This window comes from Shewanella spartinae (genome assembly GCF_019457555.1).
In the GTDB taxonomy this organism is placed as follows: Bacteria; Pseudomonadota; Gammaproteobacteria; order Enterobacterales; family Shewanellaceae; genus Shewanella; species Shewanella loihica.
Map to the genome: position 1 here is coordinate 689,198 of NZ_CP080418.1, position 17,443 is coordinate 706,640.

Below are 17,443 nucleotides of genomic sequence, written 5' to 3' on the forward strand. Positions count from 1 at the left end.
AACGTGTTTGCACATGAGCCTGCGGCAGGCAATTAACAGTCATGATGGTACGCTTTCAGTCTCCCTTTTTAAGTCAAATTCAGGTCAAAGCTAAACCCATAGCATCAATCAATAAGGTCAAATCGAAGAGACGATAGATACAGGTGTTTGCACATGAGGTAACTCCATCACATTCATGTGATCGTGACATTGGTACATCCATGTACAGCACCCGCCGGGCAGGCGATAGAAAACAGCGTAGGTGCGACCTTCAAGACCTTCTCAAACACAAACCCAGGTAGTGGCTAAAGTTATTAACCTAGACAGATGAAGCCCTCATGAGAACCATCAAAACCCAACAAATCTGAAACTCCAAAGCCAAACTCGATAAAAACTGAGTTCCCAGTTTTTTTGATCTAGCTCAATTTTTGTGAGCCTACTAACAATTCCCTATCCGCTGGTTTATTCCTGTGCGCGAGCCTGCGATACTCTTGCCATCGAACTTAGTGTCCCTGCCTGATATCGCGCGGAGCTCAATGGATAAAACCCTCGAAAAAGTCCTCGGCCGCTGGCTTAAGCAGCAAAAATCGGCCTGTGGCGCCTACCTCAATCTGACCGTACTGTTTGGTGTGCTTACCGGCTTCGCCCTGGTGGCCCAGGCCTATCTGCTGGCGACCATGCTCCACGGTTTGATCATCGAAAACCTGCCCCGTGAGGCCTTTACCAGCGAGTTCATCGCCCTGATAGCCGTGATCGTGTTGCGGGCGGCGCTGGCCTATGGCCGCGAGCGCATCAGCTTCAAGGCGGGCATGTTGCTGCGCAGCCAGATTCGCCAGAGTGTGCTGGATAAGCTGGTGGAGCTGGGACCTGTGTTTATCAAGGGGCGTCCGGCGGGCAGCTGGGCCAGCATAGTGCTGGAGCAGGTGGAGGACCTTCACGACTTCTATGCTAAATATCTGCCGCAGATGATGCTAGCGGGCTTCATCCCCTTGACCATATTGGCCGTGGTGTTTCCCATAAACTGGGCGGCGGGGATCATTCTGCTGGCCACCGCGCCGCTGATCCCCCTGTTTATGATCTTGGTGGGCATGGGCGCCGCCGATGCTAACCGCAAAAACTTCGGCGCTTTGTCACGCCTCAGCGGCCACTTCATGGATAGGCTGAGAGGGCTTGGTACCCTGCGTCTGTTCCACGCGGGTGAGCGGGAGCAGCAGGCGATCGAGAGCGCCTCGGAGGAGTTTCGCAGCCGCACCATGGCGGTGCTGCGCATGGCATTTCTCAGCTCGGCGGTGCTGGAGTTCTTCGCCGCCGTCTCCATCGCCGTGCTGGCTGTCTATTTCGGTTTTAGCTTTTTAGATCATCTCGATTTTGGTCACTACGGCGCCGGTATGACATTGTTTATCGGCCTGTTTGTGCTGATTCTGGCCCCTGAGTTTTATCAGCCTCTGCGGGACATGGGCACTCACTATCATGCCAAGGCTCAGGCCATAGGCGCCGCCGAGGCCCTGATGGAGCTGCTGAATCATAGAGTGGATGAAGCTGATGACGTTCCGCGATCGACCTTTGCCAGCGAGACGCCTTTGAGCATTAAGCTGCAAGGGGCCGAGGTGTTGAGCCCGGACGGCCAAGTGCTGCTGGGGCCGATAACGGCGGAGATCAGCTGCGGCGAGCAGCTTGCCATCGTCGGGCCGAGCGGGGCGGGCAAGACCAGCCTGCTCAACATGCTACTGGGCTTCTTATCCTATCGCGGCAGCGTCCTGATAAATGGTATGGAGCTGAGCAGCTTAGACAGGGAGAGCTATCGTCATCACCTCGCCTGGCTGGGGCAGGAGCCGCAGCTGTTTCACGGCACCATTGGCGACAACGTCGCCATGGGTAAGACGATGACGGAAGAAGCCATTTATACATTGCTGGACGATGCTCATATCGGCGACTTCGTGCGGGCACAACCTCTTGGGCTATCTCACCCCATAGGGGAGCAGAGCGCCGGGGTCTCGGTGGGGCAGGCCCAGCGCCTCTGTCTGGCTAGGGCCCTCGGTCAGTCGGCCAAGCTGTTTGTGCTCGATGAGCCGACCGCTAGCTTAGATAGCCATAGCGAGGCGGCTGTGATGCAGGCGCTTATTGATGCGCGCCAGGGCGCCACCAGTCTGTTGGTTACCCATCGCCTGGATGCCCTCATCGATATGGACAGGATCTGGGTGCTGGATAGCGGCAAGCTGGTGCAGCAGGGGGATTATCACACCCTGATGGCCGAGCCCGGACTGTTTAGTGACCTGTGCCATCGACAGGAGGAGGCGTAATGAAACACCTGCTGCCTTTTATCAAGCTGTTTAAGCGCCAGTGGCTGATGATGCTGGTGGGGCTGCTGCTGAGCCTGACTACACTGATGGCGGGTATTGGTCTGCTGTCGCTGTCGGGCTGGTTCCTGTCGGCCACTGCCGTGGCCGGACTGAGTGTGGTGACCGCCCAGGCCTTTAACTATTTCACGCCGGCCGGAGGGGTGCGTTTCCTCTCCATCGCCCGCACCGCCAGCCGCTATGGCGAGCGTCTGGCGACCCACGAGGCCACCTTTCGCCTGCTGACAGAGCTGCGCACCTGGGCCTGGGGCAAGCTGATGCCATTGAGCGCCAAGGAGCTCAGCCATCTGCGCGGTGGCGACCTGCTCAATCGCCTGGTGGCGGATATCGACACACTAGATCATCTCTATCTGCGGCTGATAACGCCGCTGCTGGCTTCGCTCTTGATGATCGCCGCCCTGTATGGTTTTCTCGCCTGGTTCGATAGCGAGCTGGCGCTGACCCTGTGTGGCGTGCTGCTGAGTTTATGGTTCCTGCTGCCTCTGGTCTTCTACCGTTTGGGCCACGGGCCGGGCATCGCCCAGCTGGAGAGCCGCCGTCAATATAGGGTGCTGTTGCTGGAATACCTGCAAGGCCAGGCGGAGCTGACTCTGTTTGGCGCCGAGAAGCGCTTCAGGGCCGAGCTGGATAGTGCCCAGGCCAAGCTGTTTACTAGCCAGTCCACCATGACGGCGGTGACTGCCCTGAGTCAGGCGCTGTTGATCCTAAGCCATGGGCTGGCGCTGGTGCTGCTCTGTTATCTCGCCGCCGATGGGGTGGGGGACAAGGTGCCGCCTGGGCCGCTGCTGGCGCTGGTGGTGTTTATGACCCTGGCCTGTATCGAGATGCTGATGCCGCTGGCTGGCGCCTTTCAGCATCTGTCGGCCTGCGTGCAGGCGGCCGAGCGGGTGAGTGAGATCACCGAGCGTCGCCCCGGCATTGGCTATGGCGAAGAGGCTAGCCTGGCGGCGAGTCGCGGCGCCCTGTCTATCGCGGGTGTCAGCTTCGGCTATCAGCCGGGCCAACAAGTTTTGGACAATTTGAGCCTGGAGGTGAAGCCGGGCGAGAAGCTAACCCTACTGGGCCAGACCGGCTGCGGCAAGTCGAGCCTGCTGTCGCTTATCACCCGGGAGTGGACGCCCGAGTCGGGCACTCTCTTGCTCGATGGCCGCCCAATAGAAAGTTACAGCGAGCAGGCGCTGCGCCGCGCCATGACGGTGGTGAGTCAGCGTATATATCTGTTTGCCGGCACCCTGCGCGACAACCTGACTCTGGCGCAGTTTGAGCAGGCGCCCTCTGGTAGCCGCGCCGAGCACAAAGCATGGCGTGAGGCCAACGATGCCAAGCTGATTGAGGTGCTCCAGCGTGTCGGCCTGGGCACGCTCACTCAGGGCGACAAGCCGCTGGATAACTGGATAGGCGAGGGCGGTAGACAGCTCTCCGGCGGTGAGCGTCGTCGTATCGGCGTGGCCAGGGCGCTGCTGCGCGATGCGCCATTATTGCTGCTGGACGAGCCTACCGAGGGGCTGGATCAACGCACAGAGCGGGAGATCATGGCGCTGCTGCTGGAGTTTGCCAAGGACAAGACCATGGTGATGATAAGCCATCGACTGACGGCCATGGACAAGATGGATAGCATCCACCTGATGGAGGCGGGCAAGATCCGCATCAGCGGTACTCACCAAAGCCTGCTGGCCGAGGATGCCCACTATGCCAGCCTGAATCGGGTATTGAGTTAGGCGTCTACTTAGTATTGAGTCTTTGTGACGGGTAATAAAAAAGCCAGTGGAAATCCACTGGCTTTTTTGTTTGTCACTTAACGAGAGCGCTTAACTAAAGCGCTTAGCGAGCGAGATTACTCCTCGCTGTCACCCAGAGAAAGCAGGGTGGCGTTACCGCCGATGGCGGTGATGTTGTTGGTGCGGGTCTTCTCGGTGACGAAACGGGTCAGGTAGTGTGGACCACCCGCCTTAGGACCCGTGCCCGACAGGCCTTGGCCGCCGAATGGCTGCACGCCAACCACGGCGCCGATCTGGTTACGGTTGATGTAGACGTTACCCACGTTGACCTTGTCGGCCACTTCCAGGGCATGGCCCTCGTTGCGGCTGTGGATGCCCAGGGTCAAACCGAAACCGGTTGAGTTGATGTCGTCGATCACCTTAGGCAGGTCGGCTGCCTTGTAGCGGATCACGTGCAGGATAGGACCGAAGTGCTCCTTCTCCAGCACCTTGATAGAGTCGATCTCTACCGCAGTCGGCGCCACGAAGTGACCATTCTCGGTACCTGCTGGCAGCTCCAGCTGGTTGATCAGACGACCCACCTGCTTGATATGGTCTATATGGGCGTTGAGGTTCGCCTTGGCGGTGGCGTCGATAACCGGGCCGACATCCGTCTTCACCGAACCTGGGTTGCCTATGGTCAGCTCGTCCATGGCGCCCTTCATCACGTCGATCACGCGATCGGCGATATCTTCCTGTAGATAGAGCACGCGCAGGGCCGAACAACGCTGACCGGCGCTGGTGAACGAAGAGGAAACCACGTCGTTAACCACCTGTTCTGGCTGTGAAGTCGAGTCCACCACCATGGCGTTCTGACCACCTGTCTCGGCGATCAGCGGGATGATGGCGCCGTCACGCTGGGCCAGTGTCAGGTTGATGCGCTTAGCGGTCACGGTAGAGCCGGTAAAGCAGACGCCGCCGATACGCTCATCGGCCGTGATGGTCGCGCCAACGGTTGCACCCGTACCTGGTAGGAACTGCAGGGCTTCCTTCGGAATACCGGCTTCATGGGCCAGCTGCACTGCGCGGTAACCTACGATAGAGGTCTGCTCGGCAGGCTTAGCAACCACAGTGTTACCCGCCGCCAGGGCTGCGGTGACCTGACCTAGGAAGATCGCCAGTGGGAAGTTCCACGGGCTGATACAGACGAATACGCCGCGGCCTTGCAGGAATAGCTCGTTCAGCTCACCCGTTGGGCCAGGCAGTAGTTCAGGTTTGCCCATCATCTTCTTGGCTTGTACCGCGTAGTAGCGACAGAAGTCGACCGCTTCGCGCACTTCGTCGATGCCGTCTTGAATACTCTTACCCGCTTCACGGGTACAGAGGGCGATCAGCTCTTCGCGGTTCTCTTCAAGCAGATCCGCCAGCTTCTGTAGCGCGTTGGCACGTACTTCAACCGGGGTTGAGCACCAGCTGCCGAAGGCGTTGTGGGCGCTGGCCAGAGCCTGCTCGATCGCCTGATTGTTGGCGAAGGCAACCTTGCCGACGATCTGTGTGGTGTCGTACGGGCTCTTCACCTCAATGGTTTCACCGCTGAGGGTTTCGCCATTGACGATAGGGCCGGCAGACCACTGCTGGTCTTTGAACTTGTCCAGCGCGGCGAAGAAAGGCTCAGATTCTGAGATGATGTTCATGTTGATTCCCTTGGAGTTTTTACGCTCGGCGCCGAAGATGTCGATCGGCTGAACGATTTTATTGTTGGCTAGGGTTTTATAGCTTTGTAGGGTCGTCAATGGGTGGACAACCAAAGATTCGATCGGTGTCTTAGGGTCGACCAGCTTATGTACGAACGAGGTGTTGGCGCCGTTTTCCAGCAGGCGACGCACCAGGTAAGGCAGCAGATCTTTGTGGGCACCCACAGGGGCGTAGATACGAACCGTGCTTACGCCGCTCTCGGCCAGTAGGGTGTCGTACAGCTCTTCGCCCATGCCGTGTAGACGCTGGAACTCATACAGACGATCGCCGGCCATGTCGGTGATGGCGGCCACTGTCTGGGCGTTGTGGCTGGCAAACTGCGGGTAGATGGCGCCGCGGGTGGCGTCAGACAGCAGGTAGCGAGCACAGGCCAGGTAAGAGACGTCGGTACCTGCCTTGCGGGTAAACAGCGGGTATCCGCCTTCGCCGGCGACCTGAGCCCATTTCAGCTCGCTATCCCAGTAGGCGCCTTTCACCAGGCGTACAGGGATCTCATCGCCCTGATCTTTGGCCAGACGGGTGATCCAGCACAATACGGGGAGCGCGCGCTTAGAGTAAGCTTGTACCACGAGACCCAGCAGGCCCCAGCCCTTGGCAGCGTCTGAGTTATACAGCTTCTGGAAGAGTTTCAGTGACAGCTCGAGACGGTCAACCTCTTCGGCATCGATAGAGACGCCCACGTTGAGGCTGCGCGCCTGAGACACTAGCTTGACGAGCGTGTCATACAGCTCTGTCATGGTTCTGTCTTCGTTGGCCACCTCATAGCGAGGGTGCAGCGCCGATAGCTTGATAGAGATGGTCGGGCGTGGCGCCTCGCTCTCATCATATTGCTGGGCGCCCAGTGCCGCGATGGCATTGGAGTAATCTTGGTAGTACTTCTGCGCGTCTTTCATGGTCAGGGCGGCTTCGCCCAGCATGTCGTAGCTGTGGGTGTAGCCCAGCTTGCGCTTGTCAGTGCTGTTCTTCAGCGCCTCTTGGACCGTGCGGCCGAGCACGAACTGCTTACCCATGATCTTCATCGCCGCCAGCATGGCTTGGCGGATCACAGGCTCACCCAGGCGGTTGACCAGACGATTCAGCAGGCTGCTTGGCTTGCCGTCTATGCTCTTGTCCAGGGAGATGATCTTACCCGTGAGCATCAGGCCCCAGGTAGAGGCGTTAACCAGGGTAGAGTCACTCTTGCTCAGGTGCTCATCCCACTTGGCGCCCGAGAGTTTGTCGTCGATCAGGGCGTCGGCGGTGGCCGCATCAGGGATACGCAGCAGAGCCTCGGCCAGACACATGAGGATGATCCCCTCTTGGGTCTCCAGGCTGTACTGTTGTAGGAAGGCGTCGATACCGACCATGAGTCCTTTCTTGTCGTATTGACGCACCTTGTGCACCAGGTCATGGGCACGCTTGGTAATACGTTGAATCTCGTCGTCGCTCGAGGGAACAAGCTTAATCAGTTCAGAGAGGTACTGCTCTTCGTCGACAATATAGTTGTTGGTGATCGCTGTAAATAGCTCATCTAGGGTAGCTGAGTCGTAACGACCAGTCAGAACTTCACTTGCTTTGAACATAGTAATCACTTCCACCTGGACCTAAATAGGGACAGTTTTGGCTTGAACAAAAGGTAAGTTTTCAGGCGTTTAGTATTATTTTTGTATACAATCTGGCGCCATTTGCGCGCCGATTATACCTCCAAAATGTGACGAGGGACACTCTTGTGTGGGTGAATGTGACCTTTGTTTGATCTCGTCCGGCCAGAAGGCGGCTAAGGCCACTGTTTATGGGGGGTGTGGCAGCGTGCTATGAATAAAATTCAGGGTGTTTTATGGCTAAAATAGCCATAAAAAAAGCCAGGGACTCAGCCCTGGCTCATTATGCTCGTTCGCGGTAATGCCTAGATGATTACCAACGGTTCTTCTGGCGACGACGTGGACGCGGTAAGTAGACCAGAATTACACCGATCAATACGCCGATACCGGCAATCATGCCGCCTTGCTTCATCAGCTCGAAGCGCTCGTCGTTTTTCAGCTTGGTCAGCTCGCGGGTGGCGCTGTCGCGCTCGCTCGAGGCCTTGGCCAGGGCTTCTTCGGCATTGGCCAGTTGTGAACGTAGCTGGCGGATCACCTGAGTGCTGCTGTCGCTCTCGTTGGTGATGTTCTCAAGCTCGGCCTTGACTCTGTCGAGTTCGGCCTGAACTTCTGGCAGCTGCACTCGGAAGCTCTTGCCAGAGTCCAACATCTTGCTGTCGACCCAGCCTTCGCGGCCCTTGTGGTCGACGACCTTGGCGTAGTCGTTTTGCATCTCTCCCAGGTAGGTGACCGGTTGACCGGCTTCGACGCTGCCCAGAATACGGTATTGGGTGCCAGGACCACCGTGAATGAAGGTGTAGACGTTATCTGAGATATAACGGGTCTGCTCTGCCGCCATCAGGGTCGATGATATTAGCATCATGGCGAGAATAGATAGGAGTCTTAACACTTTGAGTTCTCTTCAGCGAAATATTGGCACATGCTAGGGATTTAGCCACCTATTTGCAAGTGCAACATGGGAAGTGTTACCAGGAATTAATCTTTGTAGCTGCCCAGTTTGGCAAACAAGTTGCACAGAAAAGATAAGCCCAAACCGCATGGCTAAAAGTCAGGGTAAATGGAAACAAAAAAGGAAGCCCTTAGGCTTCCTTTTAATTCTCTCATGAATAGGGCTTAGCTTAGCTAAAGATCCCCTTGATCATGAAGAAGAAGATGATCGACAGACCCGCGCCCGCAGGCAGTGTGACTACCCAAGAGACCACGATGTTACGTACCACGCCGATGTTGATGGCGGCGATACCACGCGCCATACCAACACCCAACACGGCACCAACCAGTGTCTGAGTGGTCGAGATAGGCAGACCCGTACCCGAGGCGATAACCACGGTAGAGGCTGCAGCCAACTCGGCGGCAAAACCACGGCTAGGTGTCAGGTGAGTGATGTTCTTACCGATAGTCTGCATCACGCGCTTACCGAAGATAGCCAGACCCATGACGATACCGAAGGCTCCCAGTGGTAGGATCCACCATACTAATTCGGCCTTGCTGGCGATCTCGCCACCGCTATTTACCACGGATACCACGGCGGCCAGAGGGCCAATAGCGTTGGCGACATCGTTAGAACCGTGGGCGAACGCCATACAACAAGCGGTCACAACCATCAGAATAGCGAATACCTTCTCCACGTTACCAAACTGCGTCTGACGATCGGCGCTCTGGCTCATCTTAAGACGTCTGATGGCAATCATACCGCCAATACCTACCAGGATCGCGATAACGACAGCCAGTGAGTAGGCTTCGACGTTGGTGAAGTGCAGACCTACGTGCTTCAGACCCTTCTTGATGGTCACCAGCGACATGACGAAACCGGCCAGTGCCATGTAGAAAGGCACGTAACGCTTGGCGTTTTCCAGCGGGTTGTCGGTGTTGAAGATCAGCTTCTGTACGCTTTGGAAGATGGTAAAGGCGATAAAGCCAGAGATCGCCGGGGTGATGATCCATGACCCCACGATACCCAATACCTTGCTCCAGGCAACAGAATCGGCGCTCACACCCACGGCGGCGAAACCTACGATAGCGCCAACGATAGAGTGAGTGGTCGATACCGGCCAGCCCAGGGCTGACGCGACAACCAACCAGATTCCGGCAGCCAGTAGCGCCGAGATCATGCCGTATACCAGCAGCTCAGGCGAGTCGACAAAATAGGCCGAATCTATGATCCCTTTACGGATCGTGCTGGTCACTTCACCGCCTGCGAGGTACGCCCCGGCAAATTCGAAGATCATCGCGATGATGATCGCTTGTTTAATGGTGATCGCGTTTGAACCTACTGAGGTTCCCATAGCATTAGCGACATCGTTTGCGCCAATACCCCACGCCATTAAAAATCCAAATGCAGCCGCAATGGCAATTAGCCACGGGCCATTGGTGATTAATACATCAACCATGTTGATACCTTGATAACTTTGTTTTTAGACGCGAGCTAACATTAGCTCTAGGCGGGAACCGACACGCTCGGCAAGGTCTGCCAAGTCTCCAACCCACTCAATTATCTTATAGAGGAACATCACATCCACAGGGTTTAGCTGATTCTCGATGCTAAACAACTGACGACGGATTTTGATTTGTAGATCGTCGGTGTCCTCTTCAATTTTGTCGAGTTCCACGATCATTTTAGCGACAAGATCGACCTCACGGCCTCTGAAACCTGTTTCTAGCAGGTCGTCGAGTTCGTTAATGGCTTGCTTAGCCTGAGCCACTGCATCGAGACAGCGTGCCAGGTAGGCATTAAAGGTATCTTGAATTGCTTCTGGGACAAGTAGCTGACGGCCGATAACGCGACCTGAAATGTCTTTCGCCTTGTTGGCGATTTTATCTTGCTGGGTAAGTAGCTCCAGTAAGTCAGTTCTTTCAACTGGCATAAACAGGCCGCCGGGAAGCGTTAAGCGGATCTCACGCTTGAGTTCGTCTGCTTCACGTTCTGATTGGCTGATTTGTTTACGGAGTTGAACCGCTTTGTCCCAGTCACCTGCGACAGTAGCGTCAAAAAATGGTACAAGGATCGAGGCACAATCGTGCACCTTGTCGATATGATCTTGTAATGGTTTAATTGGCGATTTTGCAAACACGCCCAAAATAGAGTTTACTGGCATTGCCGTGTACCTATTTAGGTTATTCCACTGTTGGAAAATGCGGGCGCATGTTAACCCAAGCGTCCGCGTATTGAAACTGTGTTTTTATATAAAAACCCACAGTTTTTATTCTAACGAGTTATATATAAACTGCAATGCGAGATACTAATGGCCGATTATGACATTAATATGACATTGTGAAATTTTCATTAAAGTATAATGACACATTCATTACAGTTCCGAGTCCTAGATTAAAAAAGTGAGCAGCTGGCGAATGGAAGCTGAGATAGAGCTAAAACTATTTTTCCCCGAAAACAAACGCGAAGCCTTGGTATCACTGCTTAACAGTCTACCCCATAGCGATGCAAAAGGCGCGATTCATCTGACCAACAGTTACTACGATACCCCAGATCTTCAGCTCAGACGCTGGGACATGGGACTGCGTATTCGTGGCCGAGACGGTCAATTTGAGCAGACGATCAAGACCGCCGGCACTGTGGTAGGTGGGGTGCACTCCCGCCCCGAGTACAATATTGATATCGATCAAGCAAAGGTCAATTTGTCGCTTTTCCCCACTGAGATCTGGCCAGAGGGCGCCGAAATCGGCCCGGTGCAGGATGCGCTGGTCTCGCTGTTTGACACAGACTTTACCCGCATGAGCTGGCATATCTATCTCGATGAGAGCCTGGTGGAGGTGGCGCTGGATATCGGCAGCATCAGCGCCAATGGCCAGTGCGAGCCTATCTGTGAGCTGGAATTTGAGTTGCTGGCCGGCGATGCCCAGGCGCTATTGGCGCTGGCCGAGCGGGTAACAGAGCAGATCCCGGCGCGGCTTGGGCGCGCCAGCAAGGCCCAGCGCGGCTATCGCCTGGCGGCCATGGCCAGTCCCCTGCAGCTCGATACCCTGGCCTTTATCGCCTTGCCAAAGAAGGGCACTCCGAAACAGGCCCTGGTGACCCTGCTGGAAACCGGTCTTGATCGCTGGCAGCTGCTGGAAGAGATGCTGCTGGACTCCCGTCAGGCGGCGCGTCAGCTGCCGTTGCTGGGCTATCGTCTGCGCGCCTGCATTCGCCTGCTGCGTTGCACCCTGGCGCAGTTTTCTCTGCTGGATGACAAGTTGCTGCAGGCCTTCGATGCCATAGAGTCGCAGCTGAGCTTCGTCGACAAGGGGCTGAGTCTGTGTGAGCTGCTGGACGGCGACGGTGCCCTGCTGAGTAACCTGAGTGAGCCCGAAGGCTTGCTTGATGCGGTGCGCCATGAGCTGGCCGCCCTGGAGATGCCGCAAAAGATAGACGCCATGCTTAACCATGTGACCTATGGTCAGTTGCAGGTGCGTCTGGTGAGCCTCTTGATGGCGGTGAATGCCGGGCAGGTATATATCAGCGAGCAGCAGAGCCTGCAGGCCTTCGCCGATCGGCTACAGGAAGCTTCTTGGCAGCAGATTGTCGATTTAATGCCTTCCAATGCCGAGCTGAGCAGCGAAGATTATCAATCTTTCGCCAAGGCGCTGGATGAGAGCATCCTGGTCGGTGTCGCCTACGGTGAGCTGTATAAGCATAAGTCGCGGGATCAGTTCCGCGCCCCTTGGCAGGACCTGGTATTAGGCATACGCACCCTAGGAGCCTATCACAGTCTGAGGCAAACCGCCGCCACGCAGGGGCGGGATATCGGTGACTGGCTCGATAGCAAGGAGCAGAGCCTGCTGTTTGCCATGGAGCATTCGCGCCGCTCGGCCCTCAAGGTGCAGCCTTATTGGCGTTAAGGCTTTTAGCGGTTAGTGGGCAGGGGGTTAAGGTGTTAGTGCGCTCGGCTTATGCGCTAATACTTACACACTTCCACTCAAACTCACATTCGCACCCTGACTCGGCGCCTAGGCGCCGAGTCAGTCTTTAGCCTCTTTCTTCTCATCCAGCTGGTGCTTGAGGGTTGCTATCTCCGCCAGCAGGGTCTCCTGATTCTTCTCCATTCGCTGCAGTACCATCTCTAACTCATCACGCATCTGTTGGCTCTGGGCCTCCTGTCGCTGCTTGCTGTCGGGGGCGATGAAGATGGACGCCATGTAACCCGAGATCACCCCGAAGAAGCTCACGCCACAGATGATCACCAGGCCGCCGATGAAGTGACCCACTGTGGTGACAGGATAATAGTCGCCATAGCCCACGGTAGAGATGGTCACCAGCGCCCACCAGATGGCGTTTTCTGCTGTGTTGATATTGGCGTTGGGTTCGCCGCTCTCCACCAGGAGGATCATCACCGAGGCCAGGGTGAGTATGGTCACCATGGCCACCAACAGGCTGGCGAGGGTGGTCTCCTGACGCTGGCGCATCAGGGGGATAAGAATAGAGCGGGTCATGCGGATCAGGCGGATCACCCGCAAAATCTGGAAGAAACGGGCCAGCCTCAAGGCCTCGATGGCGGGGATACTGGCCACCAGGTCGATCCAGTGGTGCCTGAAGTAGTCACGCTTATCTTCGGCGCGAAACAGGTTGATAAAGAAATAGCTGATGAAGATGACGCAGATGCTGGTGTCGATGAAGAAGAGTAGGCGACGGGTCTCGCCATCCAGCTTGGCGAAGGTCAACATGAGCACCACGATGACTGACAGCAGGGAGAGCAGCATCATCGCCAGCTCGAAGGGAGTGGGGTTCTGGTTGATGGGCAGAAGCCAGCGCTTTCTATCGATCATGATATCGATTCCTTTTTGGCGGCGGCGCTCAAGCCGAATTTCCCTGTGAGTCGCCCTTGATTTGTGATCAGCCCATGATCTTATTCGTTTTTGTCGACAAAATGAACCAGGTCATCCAATACGCGGCGTTTTATTTCCAGTTGTTCATCGGCGGCCAGGCCATATTTCTCCGCCAGCAGTTGATAATCTTCCGGGCTGAGGGAGACGGTGAGACGCGGACGCTTGGGCCGCTTGGTGGTGGCCAGCCCTAGAATGCTGCGGATCTGATCCGAGGGGCTGACACCGGCATCTAGCGCGGCCTTGCGGATAGAGTATTGAAACTTCTCGTCCAGATCGAAGGCAACCTGGGTGGCCTTGGCGGCTTTCTGATTCTGCTGCCACTGTTCGGGAAGCAGCTTCTTATTCTTGGTCATTAGCTTGCCTTAAGGTGCTGTGAATCTTGCAAAGTGGGCGGCAAGACCGCCCTGTGTTGTTTATAGCTGTCCCGGCCAATATTGGCGAATATCGCTCAGGGGACGGTAAATAGTGAGGCTGACATCTGTGTCGCCCCCTTCATATACCTCGACCTCGACGGCGTGGTTTTCCTCTTCATCCAGCAGCAGATAGCTCTCGAATGGCTCGCCTGAACTCATCCCCTCATCTTGAGGCGGACGCATGCCGCGATAATCGACGCGGTGGAAATAGCCAAACTGGGCGAAGTTTACCTGATGATAGCGCTCACCCAGCCACCCCATGAGGGCGGCAGGGGTCTCTTTGACCTCAAGCTCGGCGTGCGTATCCTCTTCGAAGATCTCGCTGAAGGCGTCGAGATCGAACAGCTGCTCCACCTGGCTGCGGGGGATCTTGATGGAGAAGGCCAAATAGGTCTCATCGTCTTCATCCAATGAGAGGCAGAGGCTGTCGTTGCCGTGGCCCTTGAGCACCCATTCGCAGAGCTGTTTGCGCTGGTATTCGTAGGTGTTGATCCCTTCGACTCTCAGCTGTTGGCCTCGCAGTTGCTCTGGCAGGGCGAAGCTGTCATCCAGGCTGATAATATCGCCTTTTTGCAAATGATTAGGATGGTTGAGTTGGCGTTTGGGCGCCTCTTTCTTACCAAACAATCCTTTTAAGAATCCCATGAACTACCCTCGAGAAGAATAATGGTTGATACCAATCCTAGTAAATCACTGCTCATGCTGGTTTGTTAAAACCTTCGATAATTGCTTATCGAAAAATCCTGCCTTGTTAGCAAGCGTTTTCCTGCGCCATTGCAGAACGCTTACCGTGATTGGCACAAAAGCACCTTGGGCTGGGCCGCAAGGTGCTTTGATTTCGCTAGTCGCCTATGACTTACTTACGTGCCTTGAGGCGATCCAGTACCGCGTTGGCATTGGACTTCTGCTCGCCGATACCTGCTTCGGCCAGCTTGGCCTGTAGCGACTTGTCGCTGTTCTCGTCGGCCAGAGTTTCGGCGGCCTTGAGACGGTCGTCGAACTGTTGCTGACGCGCCTTGATGCGTTCCAACGAATCCTTGGCGTTCAGCAGTTTAGAGTTGCTGCTGGCGAAGGAATCGGTAATGGTCGCCGTGGCCTTCTGCACGCTTTCCGTGGTCTTGACCATGCTGAGCTGACGTTGGTAGTCGGCCAGCTGGCGCTCTGTCTTGCGCACCAGGTCTTTCAGACGGGCGGCGTGGGCGCTGAAGCTGTCATTGGCGCTCTGGTGTTCAGAAAGCTCTTGCTCAAGCTGAGCGATCTTCTCGGCCACTTCCAGGGCCAAGGCTTCGTTTTCTTTCTCCAGCGCCTGAGTCGCATAGCCTTCGTGCTCTGCGATGGCGCGCTTTAGGCGATCCACTTCGCGGCTGGCTTGCATCTCTTTGGCCATGACGTCGGTCAGCTCGCGCTTGGCTTTGGTCAGGTGTTTCTCTGCGTCACGGATCTCTTGTTCGAAGATACGTGTCGAGTTGGCGTCGACGATACTCTGGCCAACTTCGGTGGCGCCACCGCGAAATGCGGTGAGGATCTTGTTCAGTATGCCCATAATATGACTCCTCTTGGGGTAATGGCGTCGCCTTATGCGTAAACCATCACATGACTAAATTGGTTAGCGGTTACTTTAAGAAATCGGCCAGCTCGTCGATCACTTCCAGACAGTTGTCGGACAGGACTGACAGCTCTTGCTCTATCTCTAACATGCTCGATTGCACAGACAGGGCTCCATAGACCACATACTTGTCGTCGACCTTAGCGAAGGAGGACAGTGGCATAGGGATGTTGAGTTCGAGCATGGTTTCAAACATCTCGCTGCGACGTTCTTGCTTAACTTCGTCTTCGCCCCACAGGTAGCTGATGCACAGGATTTGGTTGTCCGTTACCGATACAAACACAGGGATCTCTTCGCGTCCCACAACGTTGACTTGCAGTACTTCGACGTCACCATCTATGGGATAACAATCGAATTGAAAGCCGGTGTGGCTGTTGTCGCCAAGTGCATTGAGGTGGTTGGCAATGTTGTGAATGTTCATATTTATCCTCTTTGACATATTATGTCTGCGATTAAAGATAGCACTGCGACATAATATGTCAAGCGCTATTTTTGTGTTCCATTTTACCGTCAGTCGAGCGTCAGGTTTTCATCCTCTGACCAGGCGCGCTGATGGTAGCGATACAGATGCATTGAGCCTATATCGTTGACCTTCACCTGGTCTGCATGTTCATAATAATTTTTAGGAAATTCAAATGCGGCCCTGATAAGCCCTGGCGTGAGCCAAGGGTCATCGACCGGCAACTCTGTCATACTCGACAGCCGCTGCTTGGCGTTTTGGCCCCTTAGGGTGCCTATGCTCCAGCCCCACTCGCCGAAACTGGGCACGTTATGGTGATACTGCTCTACCTGAAAGCCCGCTGCTTGCAGCGTCTTGCCGACCGAGATGAAGGCCTTGGCGGCGTGATAGGGGGAGGTCGACTGCACCGAGATCGCCCCGTCGCTGCTCAGCAGCTCCTTGAGCTTGCGATAGAAGAGATCCGAATAGAGCTTGTTGAGATCCGGATGGCTGGGATCCGGCAGATCCACGATTATGGCGTCAAACTTCTCGCCGCGTCTGATCAGCTTGTCGGCGCCGTTAAAGGCATCGTCTATCAGCAGCTCGACCCGCGCATCGTTAAAGGCGTCGCCATTAAGCGCTAGCATCGCATCGGCAAGCCGCTGTGGCATCTCTGGGTCGCCTTCCTTGAACAGCCTCACGAGATCCGCATCCAGATCCATCAGGGTGACCTGCTTGGGCTGCCACTTGAGCACCTGCCTCAGGCCCAGACCGTCGCCGCCGCCAATGATCAACACCTTATCGTGACGGGCACTGGCGGCCATGGTTGGATGTACCAGGAAGGCGTGATAGATATGCTCATCCTGGCTGGAGAACTGCAGCCGGCCATTGATATACAGAGAGTAGACAGGCGCCAGGTGATTGCCCCGCAGACGCTCGGTAAAGGTAAGCTGCTGAAAACGGGTCGCCTTGGCATAGACCACCTTGTCCTTGTAGAGCAGGTTGTTGAAGGCCTGATCCCACTTGGGGCCATGAATGGCCAGTACCAGCAAAATACCTGTGGCGAGCAGATGGCCTGCCAACAACAGTCGGTTAAAGCGGATCTTGGACCAGAAACGCCAGATAAACAGGAAACCCGCCAGCAGGTTGAAGCTGGCGGTGAGCGCCGCGGCCAGCTGGATATCCAGCGCCAGCATGAAGATCACCCAGATGGCTGCGCCGACGCCGGCACCTATATAGTCGGCGCCATAGATGGTGCCGGCGTTATGCATCAGGTGCTCGTCACAAAGGGACTGACGTACCCTGGCGATCAGGGGAATTTCCATGCCGATCATCAGGCCAAGCAATACGCCCCAGGCGTAGGGCAGGTATTCGCTCAGCTTCTGCAGCGTGCCGATAAAGCCGCCCTGGGGTAGCTGATCCGGCGGCAAGCCTATGGTACTGGCGATGATGATGGGCAACTGCTGGCCAAAGCCGATAACGGCGGCGGTGATCAGAATCGCCAGGGCGCCGCAGAGGGCGACGCACAGCTCCAGCATGGCGAAGCCGGTGAAGGCGCAGCGGATCTTACGCGCGGCGAAGGCGCCGACGCCCATGGAGACGATCATCAGGCCGATCATAGTGTAGATGGCGGCTTCCAGGGCCCCGAGGATCCGCCCCGCATAGTGGGACAGCAGATATTCGTAGATGAGGCCACAGGCGGCCAGTACCGCCATGATCCCCAGCAGCAGGAGATCGTCGAGCCAGCTTAATGATTTAACGCCTGCAGGAGCAGGCGTTGTGGTGTTTGTCGATTGCATT

The 17,443-nt window shown here is 55.9% G+C and carries 13 protein-coding genes; 3 read left to right on the plus strand and 10 right to left on the minus strand.

Annotated elements, in window-relative coordinates; translation table 11 throughout:
- The first annotated feature begins 515 nt into the window (after nt 1-515).
- Both cydD and cydC read left to right on the plus strand, forming a co-directional pair.
- Entirely contained in the window at nt 516-2,279 is a 1,764-nt protein-coding gene (cydD, locus tag K0I31_RS03125) for a heme ABC transporter permease/ATP-binding protein CydD (RefSeq protein ID WP_220079864.1), read from the plus strand.
- A complete protein-coding gene (cydC, locus tag K0I31_RS03130; protein WP_220079865.1) occupies nt 2,279-4,054 on the plus strand; it encodes a heme ABC transporter ATP-binding protein/permease CydC in 1,776 nt (591 codons plus the stop codon). Before cydD ends, cydC begins: the two co-directional genes overlap by 1 nt.
- A 116-nt stretch (nt 4,055-4,170) precedes the next feature.
- Here cydC and putA read toward each other — a convergent pair whose 3' ends face one another.
- The 4 genes from putA to K0I31_RS03150 all read right to left on the minus strand — a co-directional run bounded on the left by putA (nt 4,171) and on the right by K0I31_RS03150 (nt 10,460).
- On the minus strand, nt 4,171-7,350 hold the full coding sequence (gene putA / locus K0I31_RS03135) for a bifunctional proline dehydrogenase/L-glutamate gamma-semialdehyde dehydrogenase PutA (protein ID WP_220079866.1): 3,180 nt from the start codon (nt 7,348-7,350) through the stop codon (nt 4,171-4,173).
- A 331-nt stretch (nt 7,351-7,681) separates the two neighbouring features.
- On the minus strand, nt 7,682-8,230 hold the full coding sequence (locus K0I31_RS03140; RefSeq protein ID WP_011864422.1) for a TIGR04211 family SH3 domain-containing protein: 549 nt from the start codon (nt 8,228-8,230) through the stop codon (nt 7,682-7,684).
- 256 nt (nt 8,231-8,486) lie between these two features.
- Nucleotides 8,487-9,755, minus strand: coding sequence for an inorganic phosphate transporter (locus tag K0I31_RS03145; RefSeq protein WP_220079867.1), 1,269 nt, complete (start codon nt 9,753-9,755; stop codon nt 8,487-8,489).
- A gap of 24 nt (nt 9,756-9,779) precedes the next feature.
- A complete protein-coding gene (locus K0I31_RS03150; protein ID WP_011864424.1) occupies nt 9,780-10,460 on the minus strand; it encodes a TIGR00153 family protein in 681 nt (226 codons plus the stop codon).
- 253 nt (nt 10,461-10,713) lie between these two features.
- Here K0I31_RS03150 and K0I31_RS03155 point away from each other — a divergent pair, with 253 nt between their 5' ends.
- Nucleotides 10,714-12,201: a CYTH domain-containing protein gene (locus K0I31_RS03155; protein ID WP_220079868.1), complete on the plus strand. Its 1,488-nt coding sequence runs from the start codon at nt 10,714-10,716 to the stop codon at nt 12,199-12,201.
- Nucleotides 12,202-12,321: 120 nt separating this feature from the next.
- Here the strand turns inward: K0I31_RS03155 and K0I31_RS03160 are convergent, their stop codons facing one another.
- The 6 genes from K0I31_RS03160 to K0I31_RS03185 form a co-directional block, all read right to left on the minus strand.
- Complete coding sequence (locus tag K0I31_RS03160; RefSeq protein WP_220079869.1) at nt 12,322-13,125, minus strand: ion transporter; 804 nt, start codon at nt 13,123-13,125, stop codon at nt 12,322-12,324.
- 80 nt (nt 13,126-13,205) lie between these two features.
- Nucleotides 13,206-13,538: a hypothetical protein gene (locus tag K0I31_RS03165; RefSeq protein WP_220044206.1), complete on the minus strand. Its 333-nt coding sequence runs from the start codon at nt 13,536-13,538 to the stop codon at nt 13,206-13,208.
- 60 nt (nt 13,539-13,598) lie between these two features.
- Complete coding sequence (locus K0I31_RS03170) at nt 13,599-14,243, minus strand: DUF4178 domain-containing protein (protein ID WP_220079870.1); 645 nt, start codon at nt 14,241-14,243, stop codon at nt 13,599-13,601.
- A 211-nt stretch (nt 14,244-14,454) separates the two neighbouring features.
- Complete coding sequence (locus K0I31_RS03175) at nt 14,455-15,141, minus strand: PspA/IM30 family protein (RefSeq protein WP_011864429.1); 687 nt, start codon at nt 15,139-15,141, stop codon at nt 14,455-14,457.
- 70 nt (nt 15,142-15,211) lie between these two features.
- Complete coding sequence (locus K0I31_RS03180) at nt 15,212-15,625, minus strand: YjfI family protein (protein ID WP_041508415.1); 414 nt, start codon at nt 15,623-15,625, stop codon at nt 15,212-15,214.
- A gap of 89 nt (nt 15,626-15,714) precedes the next feature.
- Nucleotides 15,715-17,442: a polyamine aminopropyltransferase gene (locus K0I31_RS03185; RefSeq protein ID WP_220079871.1), complete on the minus strand. Its 1,728-nt coding sequence runs from the start codon at nt 17,440-17,442 to the stop codon at nt 15,715-15,717.
- Nucleotide 17,443: the final 1 nt, after the last annotated feature.